General features: G+C 66.4%; 15 protein-coding genes. 6 read left to right on the top strand and 9 right to left on the bottom strand.

The window, feature by feature from the left end; all coding sequences use genetic code 11:
• Positions 1-87: 87 nt before the first annotated feature.
• The gene (rpmH, locus tag Q0L48_RS15490) at positions 88-222 is read right to left on the bottom strand and encodes a 50S ribosomal protein L34 (RefSeq protein WP_036801591.1); all 135 of its coding nucleotides are present in this window, start codon (positions 220-222) and stop codon (positions 88-90) included.
• A 75-nt stretch (positions 223-297) separates the two neighbouring features.
• Positions 298-1,395: a hypothetical protein gene (locus Q0L48_RS16705; RefSeq protein ID WP_367274051.1), complete on the bottom strand. Its 1,098-nt coding sequence runs from the start codon at positions 1,393-1,395 to the stop codon at positions 298-300.
• Between the two features lie 100 nt (positions 1,396-1,495).
• Between Q0L48_RS16705 and Q0L48_RS15480 the strand changes: the two genes are divergently transcribed.
• The 3 genes from Q0L48_RS15480 (at position 1,496) to Q0L48_RS15470 (ending at position 4,710) form a co-directional block, all read left to right on the top strand.
• Complete coding sequence (locus Q0L48_RS15480; protein WP_296722445.1) at positions 1,496-2,986, top strand: YifB family Mg chelatase-like AAA ATPase; 1,491 nt, start codon at positions 1,496-1,498, stop codon at positions 2,984-2,986.
• 6 nt (positions 2,987-2,992) lie between these two features.
• A complete protein-coding gene (locus tag Q0L48_RS15475; RefSeq protein WP_296722444.1) occupies positions 2,993-3,748 on the top strand; it encodes a DUF4019 domain-containing protein in 756 nt (251 codons plus the stop codon).
• 128 nt (positions 3,749-3,876) lie between these two features.
• Positions 3,877-4,710 carry a hypothetical protein gene (locus Q0L48_RS15470; RefSeq protein WP_296722443.1) on the top strand — a complete coding sequence of 278 codons (834 nt, stop codon included), beginning with the start codon at positions 3,877-3,879 and terminating at the stop codon, positions 4,708-4,710.
• Here Q0L48_RS15470 and recQ read toward each other — a convergent pair.
• Both recQ and Q0L48_RS15460 read right to left on the bottom strand, forming a co-directional pair.
• Positions 4,707-6,497 (bottom strand): DNA helicase RecQ, encoded by a 1,791-nt coding sequence (recQ, locus tag Q0L48_RS15465; RefSeq protein ID WP_296722442.1) that lies wholly within the window; start codon positions 6,495-6,497, stop codon positions 4,707-4,709. The genes Q0L48_RS15470 and recQ overlap by 4 nt on opposite strands.
• 62 nt (positions 6,498-6,559) lie before the next feature.
• A complete protein-coding gene (locus Q0L48_RS15460; RefSeq protein WP_296722440.1) occupies positions 6,560-7,114 on the bottom strand; it encodes a helix-turn-helix domain-containing protein in 555 nt (184 codons plus the stop codon).
• A gap of 206 nt (positions 7,115-7,320) precedes the next feature.
• Between Q0L48_RS15460 and Q0L48_RS15455 the strand changes: the two genes are divergently transcribed.
• Positions 7,321-7,662 carry a hypothetical protein gene (locus Q0L48_RS15455; RefSeq protein ID WP_296722439.1) on the top strand — a complete coding sequence of 114 codons (342 nt, stop codon included), beginning with the start codon at positions 7,321-7,323 and terminating at the stop codon, positions 7,660-7,662.
• Positions 7,663-7,865: 203 nt separating this feature from the next.
• Here Q0L48_RS15455 and Q0L48_RS15450 read toward each other — a convergent pair whose 3' ends face one another.
• The 3 genes from Q0L48_RS15450 to galE all read right to left on the bottom strand — a co-directional run bounded on the left by Q0L48_RS15450 (position 7,866) and on the right by galE (position 9,818).
• Positions 7,866-8,468: an HAD-IA family hydrolase gene (locus Q0L48_RS15450; protein WP_296722437.1), complete on the bottom strand. Its 603-nt coding sequence runs from the start codon at positions 8,466-8,468 to the stop codon at positions 7,866-7,868.
• A gap of 97 nt (positions 8,469-8,565) precedes the next feature.
• Positions 8,566-8,691, bottom strand: coding sequence for a type B 50S ribosomal protein L36 (ykgO, locus tag Q0L48_RS15445; protein WP_029724010.1), 126 nt, complete (start codon positions 8,689-8,691; stop codon positions 8,566-8,568).
• 101 nt (positions 8,692-8,792) lie between these two features.
• Positions 8,793-9,818: a UDP-glucose 4-epimerase GalE gene (gene galE / locus Q0L48_RS15440; protein ID WP_296722436.1), complete on the bottom strand. Its 1,026-nt coding sequence runs from the start codon at positions 9,816-9,818 to the stop codon at positions 8,793-8,795.
• A 117-nt stretch (positions 9,819-9,935) separates the two neighbouring features.
• On the opposite strand from galE, the gene Q0L48_RS15435 reads away from it, so the two are divergent.
• Positions 9,936-10,583: a hypothetical protein gene (locus tag Q0L48_RS15435; RefSeq protein ID WP_296722434.1), complete on the top strand. Its 648-nt coding sequence runs from the start codon at positions 9,936-9,938 to the stop codon at positions 10,581-10,583.
• Positions 10,580-11,719 carry a M14-type cytosolic carboxypeptidase gene (locus Q0L48_RS15430; RefSeq protein WP_296722433.1) on the top strand — a complete coding sequence of 380 codons (1,140 nt, stop codon included), beginning with the start codon at positions 10,580-10,582 and terminating at the stop codon, positions 11,717-11,719. Before Q0L48_RS15435 ends, Q0L48_RS15430 begins: the two co-directional genes overlap by 4 nt.
• An 8-nt stretch (positions 11,720-11,727) precedes the next feature.
• Here the strand turns inward: Q0L48_RS15430 and Q0L48_RS15425 are convergent, their stop codons facing one another.
• Both Q0L48_RS15425 and Q0L48_RS15420 read right to left on the bottom strand, forming a co-directional pair.
• Complete coding sequence (locus tag Q0L48_RS15425; protein WP_296722431.1) at positions 11,728-12,171, bottom strand: cytidine deaminase; 444 nt, start codon at positions 12,169-12,171, stop codon at positions 11,728-11,730.
• The gene (locus tag Q0L48_RS15420; protein WP_296722430.1) at positions 12,150-12,884 is read right to left on the bottom strand and encodes a glycoside hydrolase family 25 protein; all 735 of its coding nucleotides are present in this window, start codon (positions 12,882-12,884) and stop codon (positions 12,150-12,152) included. The genes Q0L48_RS15425 and Q0L48_RS15420 overlap by 22 nt, the downstream gene beginning before the upstream one ends.
• Between the last annotated feature and the right edge of the window lie 5 nt (positions 12,885-12,889).

The raw sequence follows: 12,889 nt of genomic DNA, 5'->3' as shown, positions 1-12,889 counted from the left end.
CGCAAGGACGAATGCCCGCCGCGGCTTATGCCGCGAAAGCCAAGCAGGCCGGACGGCCTGCGCCCGGCGCCTGAGGGCGCCAGAAAATTAAGCGCAGAGCTTCTTGCGGCCGCGGTTGCGACGGGCGCGCAGCACCTTGCGGCCACCGGGGGTCGCCTTGCGCGCGAAGAAGCCGTGGCGACGGGCACGCACGAGATTGCTGGGTTGGAACGTCCGCTTCATATCATCCTCGAAAAAACTGGAGCCGGCATTCCGGCGCGCGGCCACCGCAGGGCAGCCACTATCAGGTGGGCGCGCTTATGGGAAAGCCGTGGGCGAGTCAAGCAGCGCCAATGGCGCAAGGGCAAGGCGGGGGGCCGGATCGGCCCAGAAATCGATAGCGCCAAACCATGGCAGCGCAGCCACGCGCCCGGCCGCCAGCGCCAAGGCAGCCTGCGCATCCTCGTCCAGCACGCAATGGTCGGGCAAGGCCGCGAGCAGCACCGGCTCCGCCAGCAACGGCTCGATCACGGCGGGTTCTGCGGTCGCCGGGGCAGCTTCAGGCGCGATCCAGTGCGCCATTTCGCTACCCTTCAGCCACAACGCACCGGCATGCGGCACCGAATTGGTCATCGCGTAAAAGGCGCGGGCCTCCTCATCGCTCATGCCCATTTCGGCATAGTAATCCAGATAGAGCCGGTTGGAGGGCGCATCGGCAGCGAAGTCGGCAGGCTCGCGCCCGGCCTCGTCGCGCCACGAATGCACCGCGAACAACGCGCCGGGCGCGATGCTGCGATGCGTTCCGGCCAGAAACAGCTCGACCGCGCCAGACCGCGCCGATCCGCCTTCGGGCACATAAGTCGCCAGCCCCGCCGCGCGGATCGCCCGGCCCAGCTTGAGATTGGCAAGATCGTTGCGGGTGCCGGGCGCATCGAGAAACTCGATCACCTCCAGCCCCGGAAATGCGGCCAGCATCGCTTCGAACGCTTGCGGGGAGCCGATATCGGTCGAATCGACCAGCGCCGCGCGCCGACCGTCGAGGACACGGAACGGGCCATATTGCGCAAGACCCTGCTCCGCCCCAGCCCGCAGCGCCGGACGGGCGATGAAGCGTACCGGCTCCTCGATCACGGTTTCGGTGATGGTCACACCATCTACGAAAGTCTCCGCGCGGGTGACGGTGGCACCGCTGTGATAAGTCGCGGAAGCCACGCTCGTGGGGCTTTCATCGACCCGCACCCAGCGTTCCGTCGCCGGATCCCATTCCTCGACCCAGCTGATGCGCTCCACCACCCGCGCGCCCGATTGGGCGAGCGCCGGCGCGGCGGGCAGCAGCAGCGCGCAAGCGGCAAGGATGAAGGCAAAGGCGCGGGTCATGGCGGCACAATGGCCCCGCGCCCGTTCCGAAATTGCCAAGATTTATGCTTTAAAAAAGCCTTACCACTGCCCCCAAGCCGCTCGACAAGCTTCTCTTATGGCTGCACTAAGTCGGGCTGGGAGGATAAGGGGCAAGCAGATGGTCGCGCTGGTCAGAACCGTTGCCTATCTCGGGCTGGAGGCGCGCGCCGTCGAAGTGCAATGCCAGGTCGCGCCCGGCATGCCGCGCTTCACCGTGGTCGGCCTGCCCGATAAAGCCGTGAGCGAAAGCCGCGAACGCGTGCAATCGGCACTGTCGGCGATGGGCCTCGCGCTGCCGCCGAAGCGGATCACCATCAACCTGTCGCCCGCCGATCTGCCCAAGGATGGATCGCATTACGACCTGCCGATCGCCCTCGCCCTGCTCGCGGCGATGGGCGTGACCGATGCCGAACAGTTGGGCGACTGGATCGCGGTGGGGGAACTGGCGCTGGATGGCCGCGTGGTCGCCAGCCCCGGCGTGCTGATCGCCGCGCTGCATGCCAGCGAACAGGGCGCCGGGCTGATCTGCCCCGCCGAACAGGGGCCGGAGGCGCGCTGGGCCAGCGGTGTCCCGGTGCTCGCCCCGCGCGATCTGGTCAGCCTGATGGGGCATCTCAAGGGCAGCCTCGTGCTGGACGAGCCGCCGCGCGGGGCCGTGGCCGATGCCGCGATCGGCAATGATCTGAAGCAGTTGAAGGGGCAGGAAACCGCCAAGCGCGCACTCGAAATCGCGGCTGCGGGCGGGCACAACCTGCTGATGGTCGGCCCGCCGGGTTCGGGCAAGAGCCTGCTGGCGAGCTGCCTGCCCGGCATCCTCCCCGATCTCGCCCCGGCCGAGGCGCTGGAGGTGTCGATGGTGCAATCGGTCGCCGGTACGCTGGAGGCCGGACGCATCAGCCGCGCGCGCCCGTTCCGCGCCCCGCATCATTCGGCCAGCATGGCGGCGCTGACCGGCGGCGGGTTGAAAGTGCGCCCGGGCGAGGTCAGCCTGGCGCATCTGGGCGTATTGTTCCTCGACGAACTGCCCGAATTCCAGCGTCCGGTGCTCGATTCGCTGCGCCAGCCGCTGGAAACCGGCAAGGTCGATGTCGCCCGCGCCAATGCGCATGTGACCTTCCCCGCGCGCGTGCAGCTGGTCGCCGCGATGAACCCGTGCCGCTGCGGATATGCGGGCGATCCGGCGCGCAACTGCAACAAGTATCCGCGCTGCGTGGGTGATTATCAGGCGCGGCTATCCGGCCCGCTGCTCGACCGGATCGATCTGCACGTCCATGTCGCCGCCGTCAGCGCGATCGACATGGCGCTGCCCCCGCCCGCCGAAGGCAGCGCCGAAGTGGCGGCCCGCGTCGCCGCCGCCCGCGCGCGCCAGACGCAGCGCGGCGTGCGCTCCAACGCCGAGCTGGAAGGCGAAAAGCTCGATACCTTTGCCACCCCTGACGAAGCCGGGCGCAAGCTGCTGTTGCAGGCGGCGGAAAAGCTGCGCCTCTCGGCGCGCGGCTATACAAGAATGCTGCGGGTCGCGCGCACCATCGCCGACCTCGCCGGAGCCGACACGGTCAGCCGCGTGCATATTGCCGAAGCGCTATCCTATCGGCTGATGACGGGTTAAGAGGCGATGAGCAGTCCCGTCGACAAGCTGACCGAGCGCGAGCGGGAGACCCTGCGTCTTCTGCTAAACGGCCACGACAGCAAATCGATGGCTGCGGAGCTCGGCATCTCGGTTCACACGGTCAACGACCGATTGCGTGAGGCCCGCCGCAAACTGGGCGTGCCGAGCAGCAAGGCAGCGGCGCGACTGCTCGCCCAGCACGAGGCAGTAACACCCCCCGAAAATCTTGCACGCAATGAAATGGGGGGTGCACTAACAACCGATCCGCGTGACGTGGATGCATCACCAGGCGCCGGTCGTGGTTCATTCCTCGTCTGGCTGATCGGAGGAATGCTCATGCTTGCCATCATTATCGCCGCCGTTGCCATGACAGCCGCACCCTACGACAACGCAACCAACGGCGAAGTCGCGATCCGCGCCGATGACCGGACCGGCGAACAGCCCGCCCGGGATTGGCTCGCCTTGATCGATGCAAGCGATTGGGGCCGGGCGATCGAGACTTCGGGCCGGTCGATGCGCGATTCGCTTTCGGCGCAGCAGCTCGCACAGGCAGTGACATCTGCGCGGGAGCCTTTCGTTGCTATCGAAAGCCGCACACTGGCTGCGAATGCGGCTGCCAGCGCGCTTCCAGGGCTGCCTGCGGGCGAGTACCTGATTCTCGAGTTTGGGAGCGAATTCTCCAACCGGAAGGACGCCGTTGAACGCGTGGTGCTGGGCAAGGAAGACGGCCGCTGGAAAGTGATCGGCTACTTCATCCGGTAACTGCTCGCACCGCCGCTGCGACCTTCCGCGGCATGCATATGGCCGAAGCGCTATCCTATCGGCTGATGACGGGTTAAGAGGCCGCGCACGGCCGCGCTTCCCCTAACCCGCGGCCGATCAAGGGCGCATTGGCGATTACGGACGATCCTTCAGCAATGGTGGCCGAGCGGCCCGTCAGCGCGCCTGCCGCATGGGGCGGGCGGCGGCGGCAGCGTGCAATCAGTCTTGCCATCGCGCTGGCCATCGAGGCGCTGATCGTGGCGCTGCTGTTCACTCTGGGCGCGCAGATTGCAGGCGATCCGGACAGCGAAGCGGTGGTGACAGAATTCACCGCCGTCGAATTTGCCGCACCGCCCGAGCCGCAAGCCGACTCGCAGCCCGAGGAAGCCGCAGAGGCCGCGACCCCGCAGGAAACGCAGCCGGTGCCAGAGCAATCGCTGCCCCAGCCGCAGCCGCTGCGCCCCTCGCCGCTTGCGCTTGCCCCCCTTCCCGCTGCTCCGCCACCTTCCGCGCCTGCACCGCCTGAGCCGGAAGCTCAACCCAGCCCCACCCCGCCCAAGATCGGGGCGCGAATCAGGCCCAATCGCAGTTACGGCCCAGCCGATACCGGCGATCCGCGCAGCGCGGGCGATAGCGAGCAGGTCGGCACCGCGCCCAATGGCGAGCCGCTCTATGCCGCGCGCTGGTACCGTGAACCGACGCGGCAGGAATTGCGCGGCTACCTGTCCACCGCCACCCCTCCCTCTGCGGCGCTGATCGCCTGCCGGACCGTGCCCGATTATTATGTCGAAGACTGCGTGCTGCTGAATGAAAGCCCGCAAGGCTCGCAGATCGGGCGCGCGGTGATGGCGGCGGCGTGGCAGTTCCGGGTGCGCCCCGCCCGCGTCGGCGGACGCGAACAGTTCGGATCATGGGTGCGGATCAGGATCGATTACGGACTGGAAAGCCGCCCGCAGCGTTAGGCGCGCAGGTGATCGCGGATCACCGCGCAGAAATCCGCCCCCCACGTCTCCAGCTTCTTTGTGCCAACGCCCGAGATCGTGCCCAGTTCGGCGAGCGTCTCCGGACAGCGATGCGCCATGTCGCGCAGCACCGAATCATGGAAGATGACATAGGCCGGGATGCCGTGTTCGCTGGCGAGTTCCTTGCGCCGGTTCCGCAGCGCCTCGAACAGCGGGTTGCCGACCGGGTTGGGCGCGCCCCCGTCCCGCGTGCGCTGGCCACGGCGCTGCCGCACCGGCGGCTCCGCTATGGCAACTGCGGCTTCGCCCTTCAGCACGCTGCGCGCCTCCGGCCCCAGCATCAGCCCGCCATGCTCGGTCGCCGCCAGGATTCCGCGCGCCGCCAGCGTCCGCGCGAGCGGGCGCAGCAGCCGTGCCTCCTGCGCGCCGACAATGCCGAACACCGATAGTTTATCGTGCGCGCGGGACGTGATGCGTTCGTCGCTCGCCCCGGTCAGCACCTTTTCGATATGGCCGATGCCGAAGCTCTGCCCGGTGCGATAGACCGCCGAGAGCAGTTTCTGCGCCAGTTCGGTCGTATCCACCACCTGCGGCGGATTGGCGCAATTGTCGCAATTGCCGCACTGCGCAGGCGGGTGCTCGCCGAAATGCCGGAGCAGGATCGCGCGGCGGCACTCCGGCGTTTCGACCAGTGCGGCGAGACTGTTCAAGCGCGCCTGCTCGCCGGCCAACCGTTCTGGCTCGACATCGTTCAGCCACTGGCGCGCGCGGGAAAAGTCGCTGACGCCCCAGAACAGATGCGCTTCGGCGGGATCGCCATCGCGGCCCGCGCGGCCGGTTTCCTGATAATAGGCCTCGATCGACTTGGGCAGCCCGGCGTGGATCACGAAGCGGACGTCGGGCTTGTCGATCCCCATGCCGAACGCGATGGTGGCGACCATCACCATGCTTTCCGACCGCACGAACGCGGCCTGCGTGGCGGCGCGGCGTTCCGGGTCTAGCCCTGCGTGGTAGAACGCACTCTCCCGTCCGGTGCGGGCGATCTGGGCGGCGATGTCCTCGGTGGCCTTGCGGCTCGGCGCGTAGACGATGCCTGCCCCGGGCAAGCGCGCCAGCAGGTCGGCGATCTGGCGCGGGCCGTTGTCTCTGGGCGTAATGGCATAATGGATGTTGGGCCGGTCGAACCCGGCGACGATCAGACCGTCATCGGGAATGCCCAATTGGCGCAGGATATCCACCCGCGTCGCCGGATCGGCGGTGGCAGTAAGCGCGAGCCGCGGGACATCGGGAAAGCGATCGAGCACCGGGCGAAGGCTGCGGTAATCGGGGCGGAAATCGTGCCCCCATTCGGACACGCAATGCGCCTCGTCGATGGCGAACAGCGCGATTTGCGACCGCTCCAGCAAGCTCTGGAAACCGGCGGTCGCAGCGCGTTCGGGCGCAACATACAGCAAATCGAGCGCGCCTGAGCGAAACGCGTCGGCAGTGGCGGCGTTATCGCTATCGGCCGATGTCATCGACGCCGCGCGAATGCCCGCTGCGCTGGCCGAGCGGATCTGGTCATGCATCAGCGCGATCAGCGGGGAAATGACGATGGCTGTGCCTGCGCGGGCGAGCGCCGGCACCTGATAACACAGGCTCTTGCCCGCGCCGGTCGGCATCAGCGCGAGGCTGTGCTGCCCCTGCATCACCCGCGCGATCACCGCTTCCTGCTGCCCGCGGAAGCCGGGGAAGCCGAAGGTGCGGCGCAGGATATCGTGACATTCGGAAGGAAGGGCCGCGCTCATGCGCGCTGCCCTAGCCGAAGCGCCGGGCGGAAGGCACCCGCGCCGGGGCCGCTATCAACGGCTTATCGGGCGGCGGCCTTCTTCGCGGCTTCCAGATCGACCACGTCGCCCAGACCCAGCTCCGCACCGGGGGTGGCGATGGTGCCGTCGGCGCGGCGGCCGAGATTTTCGGGGCGGGTCAACCACAGGTCGTGATGGCCGAGAATGCGCCCGTCATGCGCGAGAATCGAAACCGGGCCGATCGGCAGCCGGTCACGCTCGTCGACCAGTACCGGGTCTTCGATCACCTGTTCGTTGCCGTATTTCTGGCCCCACTGGCGCAGCGCCAGCATCGCCGGGAGCAGATCGAAGCCCTTCTCGGTTAGGCGATACTCGATCTTGCGGCGATCATCGGCGCAGGGCTCGCGCTTGAGAATTCCGTGCTCGACCAGCTTGGCGAGGCGGTTGGAGAGGATGTTGCGCGCGATTCCGAGTTCGGTCAGGAATTCCTCGAAGTGTTTCAAACCGTTGAAGCTGGCGCGCAGAATCATGAATGACCAGCGTTCGCCCATCACCTCCAGCGCCTGCGGCAATCCGCATTCGATCAGGTCACGCAGCGGTTCTCTCAAGTCGCCCATAAATCAGTCCCTTCCCCGTCCGGGGTCTTGTGTAACCGCTTTTGCGGGCAGTCACAAAAAAAATTCAATTTTCAGTTGCAATGAGAAACCTAGGGAGTTAGGTAGCGAATAGCAACTGGTTTCGAATTGAAATGTTGCATTGCAAAATAAGATCACAGAGGCCACAGGGCAACCCGCCCAAAAATACAATGCAAAGGACAACCCCGATGACCAACACCCTCTCCCTGAACCGCACCGGCAAGCTTGCTGTCCTCGCCACCGCCATGGTCTACACCGGCCTCAGCTTCGGCGTTGCCACCGCGTCCCCAGCGAATGCAGCCGCCAGCGCCTATTACACCGCCACGCTTTCGGCCCCCCCCGGCGAAGACCGCGCTGTCGCAGCCGGCGTCGCCTGGGCCTGCGAAGGCACCACCTGTGTCGCCAACAAGGCGCCCGCCCGCCCGCTGCGTATCTGCCGCGGCCTGAACCGCAAGTTCGGCGAAATCGCCACCTTCAAGGTCGATGGCGAAGAACTGGCAGCCGAAGAACTGGCGAAGTGCAACGGCTGATCCAGCGCTGCAACTGATCCCCGCCGTGCGCGCACCTCTCCAGCGCGCTCGGCACTCCACGACCCCCGGCGCACCTTCCCCAAGGCGCGACCGGGGGTTTGTTTTGGCCGACACCGGCTAGAGATGTGCTGGCAACCGGGCCGAAGGATCCAAAAGTAGCGGCGACGACGCTCACCCGGATGGGCGAGCGAAAAGCAAGAGCCCTACAGAAGTCCGGCTTTGACCAGCGCTGCTTCCAGGTTCGCCGAATCGGTGAACAGGTGCGCGTTCCAGCCGCGGGCCTGTGCGGCGGCGATATTGGCGGGGTTGTCGTCGGTGAAGAACAGCGCCTCACCCGTCCGTCCCGTGCGTGCCTCGACGATTTCGTAGATGCGCGGCTCGGGCTTGGCGATCTTCTCGACACCCGAGACCACGATGTCATCGAACAGGTCGAAGATCGGCTGGGTCGGGCGGAACATCTGCCACAATTCGTCGCCGAAATTGGTCAGGCAGAACAATGGCACGCCCCTGTCCGCCAAACGCTCGACAATCGCGTGTGCGCCTTCGACCGGCCCCGGCACCGTCTCGTTGAAACGGGTCGCGTAGGCGCGAAGATGCGATTCGTATTGCGGGAACAGCGCACTCCGTTCAGCCACCATCTCGGCCAGAGCGCGGCCGCGATCATGTTGGAAGTGCCATTCCTCGGTGACGACGTGGTCAAGAAACCAGTCGAGTTCCTGCGGATCGTCGATCAGCTTTTCGAACAGGGCGCGCAATTGCCAATGGAACAGCACCCGTCCGACATCGAATACCACAGCCTGCGTCATATCGCTCGCCCCCGAACGTGTGCGGCCCGCGCTCCGGTACAGGAGGCGGGCCGCTGATTTCACCGGCTACCGCATCGGCAGCCGCACCACGCTTCAATCAGCCCTGACGGGCCTTGAAGCGACGGTTGGTCTTGTTGATGACATAGGTGCGCCCACGACGACGGATCACGCGGTTGTCGCGGTGGCGGCCCTTCAGCGACTTGAGGCTGTTGACGATCTTCATGGTGCGGTCTTCCAAAAGATAAACGCGCCGGATCAGGCCCCACGCGCGGAAATTGAGTGGTGCCGTTAGCGACGAAGCCTGCCCGCGTCAATGCGAGTCTGCTATGCGCTTCCTCGCAAATCGGCCAATTTGCGCTCCCACGCCAGCGCGTGCGCAATGATCGTGTCGAGATCGGCGTGCGCGGGCTCCCAGCCCAGAGTAGCGCGCAGGTGGCGCGAATCGGAAATCAGCGAATCGGGGTCGCCTGCGCGGCGGCCCTGGATGCGGCGATCGAGCTGGCGATTGGTCACCCGGTCCACGGCATCGAGCACTTCCAGCACCGAAAAGCCCCGGCCATAGCCGCAGTTCATCGTCAGCGAGCGGGACGGTGCGCCAATCAGCGCCTCCAGCGTCAGCACATGCGCGGCGGCGAGATCGCTGACATGGATGTAATCGCGAACCCCGGTGCCATCAGGTGTCGCATAATCGGTGCCGAACACCGCCACCGATTCGCGCATGCCCAGCGCTGCCTCGATCGCGACCTTGATGAGATGGGTCGCGCCTGCCGTCGATTGCCCGCTGCGCGCCTGCGGATCGGCGCCCGCGACGTTGAAATAGCGCAACACGCCGTAATTCATCGGGTGGGCGGCAGCGACATCGGCCAGCATCTGCTCGGTCATCAGCTTCGACCAGCCATAGGGATTGATCGGGCGCTGCGGCGTGTCCTCGCTCACCCCCGGAGAATCCGGCGCCGCATCGGGCGTGCCATAGGTGGCCGCGGTCGACGAGAAGATGAAATGCGGCAAGCCCGCCGTCACCGCTGCCTCGATCAAGGCGCGGCTGTTGGCGGTGTTGTTGCGGTAATATTTGAGCGGATCGGCCACGCTTTCGGGCACCACGATCGACCCTGCGAAGTGCATGATTGCGCGGGTGCCCTGTTCGGCGAAGATCCGCGCCAGCAGCGCGGCGTCCGCCACGTCGCCTTCATACAGCGGGACGCCATCGGGAATGGCAAAGCGAAAACCGGTCGAAAGATCGTCGATCACGGCTACCGGCCAGCCCGCATCCTTCAGCGCAAGCACGGCATGGCTGCCGATATATCCGGCGCCGCCGGTCACAAGCACGGGAGTTTTGGTGTGCGATGTCATGGAGCGGGCCTTAGCACGGGTTGCGGTCAGAAAATCTCAACCTGGAGCAGACACAGCAAGTCTGTGCACATTCCGGTGCACCCTCTATAAGCGGTCGGCTACGAAAGGAACCCCGCCGTGAACAGCAACTCCTTCAACCGCCTGCTTGGCCCCGCGCTCCTCGGCGCTGCGACGCTCGGCCTGTCGGCCTGCGCCTCCAGCCCCTATACCGGCCCGGTCGAAGTCACCCGCTTTGTCGCGCCCGATCCGGCCGGCCTGGGACAGGGGACGATTGCGCTGAACTTCCCCGACGAGGTCGGCAATCCCGGCGCGCGCGCGGCGTTTGCCGCCGCTGTTGGCAGGGAACTGACCAGCCTCGGCTACACCGTGGTGCCGGAAGGCGTGCCCGCCGCGCAGACTGCCGCGATCCGCACCAGCCGCAATGGCATCGCCGCTGCGGCGGAAAACCGGCGCGGGCCGGTCAATGTCGGGGTGGGCGGTCAGACCGGCGGCTTCGGCTCGGGCGTGGGCATGGGCGTGGGCATCAATCTGGGCGGCGGGCGCGAAAGCCCCAGCGTGATTACCGATCTTTCCGTGCGCATCACCCGCACCGGCGGCGAAACCCTGTGGGAAGGCCGCGCGCAGATCGCCACCGGCGTGAAATCGCCCTATTCGCAAATCAACACCAGCGCCGCCACACTCGCAGCAGGGTTGTTCAGGGACTTCCCGGGTGGCAATGGCGAAATGGTGACGATCGACGCCAAAAAGCTTCAAGGAACCCAATGACCCCCATGTTTGTGGATGCCGTGTTCGACAGCGGCAATATCGAAGTGCTCGGCATCGAAGGCCGCACGGCGCGGCTGGCGATCCGGCGTGATACGGAATCCGAGTTTTTCCAGTGGTTCCATTTCCGCGTCGCCGCCACGGCGGGCGAGGAGATCGTGCTCAAGATCACCGGCCTCAATGCCAGCGCCTATCCGGGCGGCTGGCCCGATTACAACGCCTGCGTTTCCGAAGACCGCGATTACTGGACGCGCGCGGCGAGCACCTTCGACAAGGACGAGGAAGGCGGCACGCTGACGATCCGATATCTGCCCGCGTCGGACATCTGCTGGTTCGCCTATTTCGCGCCGTTTTCGATGGAGCGGCACCACGATCTTATTGCCGAGACCGCCGCTTGTGAGGGCGTGGATTATGTCCGCCTCGGCACCACGCTGGATGGCCAGCCGATCGATTGCCTTGAACTGGGCGAAGGCGAAACGCAGGTGTGGCTCTATGCGCGTCAGCATCCGGGCGAAACGCAGGCCGAATGTTGGATGGAAGGCGCGCTGGATTGCCTGACCGATCCCGCCGATCCGGTTGCGCGGGCGCTGCGCAAGGCGTGCCGCATCCATGTCGTTCCCAACTGCAACCCCGATGGTTCGCGCCGTGGGCATCTGCGAACCAATGCGGTTGGCACAAACCTGAACCGCGAATGGGCCGAGCCGACGGCGGAACGCGCGCCCGAAGTGCTGGCGATCCGCAACCGGATGGATGCAACCGGCGTCGATTTCGCGATGGATGTCCACGCCGACGAGGCCATCCCGGCGGTGTTCATCGCCGGGTTCGACGGCATCCCGTCATGGACCGAAGCGCAAGGGGCGGGCTATGATCGCTACCAGCGCATCCTCGACCGCCGCACGCCCGATTTCCAGACCAAGCTGGGCTATCCCAAGGCGCGCACCGGCTCCGCCAACCTTTCGATGAGCACCAATCAGGTGGCGCAGCGGTTCGGCGCGGTCGCGATGACGCTGGAGATGCCGTACAAGGATCTGGCCGATTTTCCCGAGCCCGAACAAGGCTGGTCGCCCGAACGGTGCAAGCTGCTGGGCCGCGAATGCATGGCGGCGCTGGTGGAATGGCTGGAAGGACGCGAGGGCTAGGCTGCTTCCTAGCCCAGATGCCCCGGCCCGAAGGCGTGCGGCAGCAGCGCCGATAGTGTTACCCGCCGCACGTCGTCCGCGCTTACGCATAGCACCAGCGGATCGGTGCTGCCCAGCGCGGCGACTTCGTTCAGCACCTGACGGCAGCGTCCGCAGGGCGTGATCGGCTGGCTATCGGCCTTCAACCCCACCACCGCCACGGCGATCAAACCGCCGCGCCGCCCTTCGCCCAGCGCCTTGGCGACCGCGACCGTCTCGGCGCACAGCGCGAGGCCGTAGCTGGCGTTCTCGACATTGCAGCCGGTCAGGACAGCGCCGTCATCGAACAACAGCGCCGCGCCAACCGGGTAATCGGAATAGGGCGCATAGGCGTGCTCGGCAGCAGCGAAGGCTGCGGCGATCAGTGCCTGTTCCTGCGCGTCGCTCAGGCTCACTTCTGCACCACCACCCATTCGATCGGCTCCTCGCTCGCTGCGGTCATTCGCTGGCTGTTGGCGCTCCATAGCAGCCACGGGCGGCCGGCATAGTCGGGCCGCGCGCGGTCGCGAATCAGCCACAGGTCGCGGCCCAGCGCAGTGGCGGTGCGGTGGCGCGCCTCGAACGCGGGCGCAAGCTTGAGGATCACCGGCTTTCCAGCGTGCATCTCGATCTGGTTGATCAGCGTCATCAATTCGCTTTCCACCGCCGCATCGCTCACCGCCGGAGCGCATCCGTCGGCAAGCCGGGCCAGCCCGATCGCGGGCGGCAGCAGATCGGCATCGCGCGGCACCATCTGCGCGAAGGCACCGCTCTGCACATCGGCCCGGGCGCAAGGATCGAATTCGAGCACCACCCCGACCTGCAGCCCCGCCTCGCGCGCACGCCGGAACCGTTCGGAGAAGGCGATACCTCCATTGACGAAAGGTTCGGCGACCAGCGGAATATAGGCAAACTGCGCGCCGATCGCCTTCAGCGTTTCGAACTTGACCACGGCGGTGCCGGCTGGCGCCACCGCGCCCTGTTCAGGATAGAGCGTTTCGTCCGGGTGCCAGTCGCGCATGTCCCACCACAGCCACGCGGCGAAGGCGAAGGCGACCAGCCCCACCAGCGCAAAGCCGCGCAGCATCCAGCGCCGGGTGGCCCCGCGCGACGACTTACGCACCGAAGCGGTCCGTTTGCGAGCCATTGTGC

It is taken from the genome of Erythrobacter sp. (assembly GCF_024305245.1).
In the GTDB taxonomy this organism is placed as follows: domain Bacteria; phylum Pseudomonadota; class Alphaproteobacteria; order Sphingomonadales; family Sphingomonadaceae; genus Erythrobacter.
Note: the sequence above shows the minus strand (reverse complement) of the source record. Positions and strands in the feature narration are given on the sequence as shown.

Excerpts from the sequence above, each read along its gene's own strand:
- Q0L48_RS15425 (WP_296722431.1), bottom strand. The coding sequence starts at position 12,171 with ATGGGTGGTGGTGCAGAAGTGAGCCTGAGCGACGCGCAGGAACAGGCA.
- ykgO (WP_029724010.1), bottom strand. The coding sequence starts at position 8,691 with ATGAAGATCGTCAACAGCCTCAAGTCGCTGAAGGGCCGCCACCGCGAC.
- Q0L48_RS15430 (WP_296722433.1), top strand. The coding sequence starts at position 10,580 with ATGACCCCCATGTTTGTGGATGCCGTGTTCGACAGCGGCAATATCGAA.
- galE (WP_296722436.1), bottom strand. The coding sequence starts at position 9,818 with ATGACATCGCACACCAAAACTCCCGTGCTTGTGACCGGCGGCGCCGGA.
- recQ (WP_296722442.1), bottom strand. The coding sequence starts at position 6,497 with ATGAGCGCGGCCCTTCCTTCCGAATGTCACGATATCCTGCGCCGCACC.
- rpmH (WP_036801591.1), bottom strand. The coding sequence starts at position 222 with ATGAAGCGGACGTTCCAACCCAGCAATCTCGTGCGTGCCCGTCGCCAC.
- Q0L48_RS15475 (WP_296722444.1), top strand. The coding sequence starts at position 2,993 with ATGAGCAGTCCCGTCGACAAGCTGACCGAGCGCGAGCGGGAGACCCTG.
- Q0L48_RS15420 (WP_296722430.1), bottom strand. The coding sequence starts at position 12,884 with ATGGCTCGCAAACGGACCGCTTCGGTGCGTAAGTCGTCGCGCGGGGCC.
- Q0L48_RS15460 (WP_296722440.1), bottom strand. The coding sequence starts at position 7,114 with ATGGGCGACTTGAGAGAACCGCTGCGTGACCTGATCGAATGCGGATTG.
- Q0L48_RS15455 (WP_296722439.1), top strand. The coding sequence starts at position 7,321 with ATGACCAACACCCTCTCCCTGAACCGCACCGGCAAGCTTGCTGTCCTC.
- Q0L48_RS15480 (WP_296722445.1), top strand. The coding sequence starts at position 1,496 with ATGGTCGCGCTGGTCAGAACCGTTGCCTATCTCGGGCTGGAGGCGCGC.
- Q0L48_RS15450 (WP_296722437.1), bottom strand. The coding sequence starts at position 8,468 with ATGACGCAGGCTGTGGTATTCGATGTCGGACGGGTGCTGTTCCATTGG.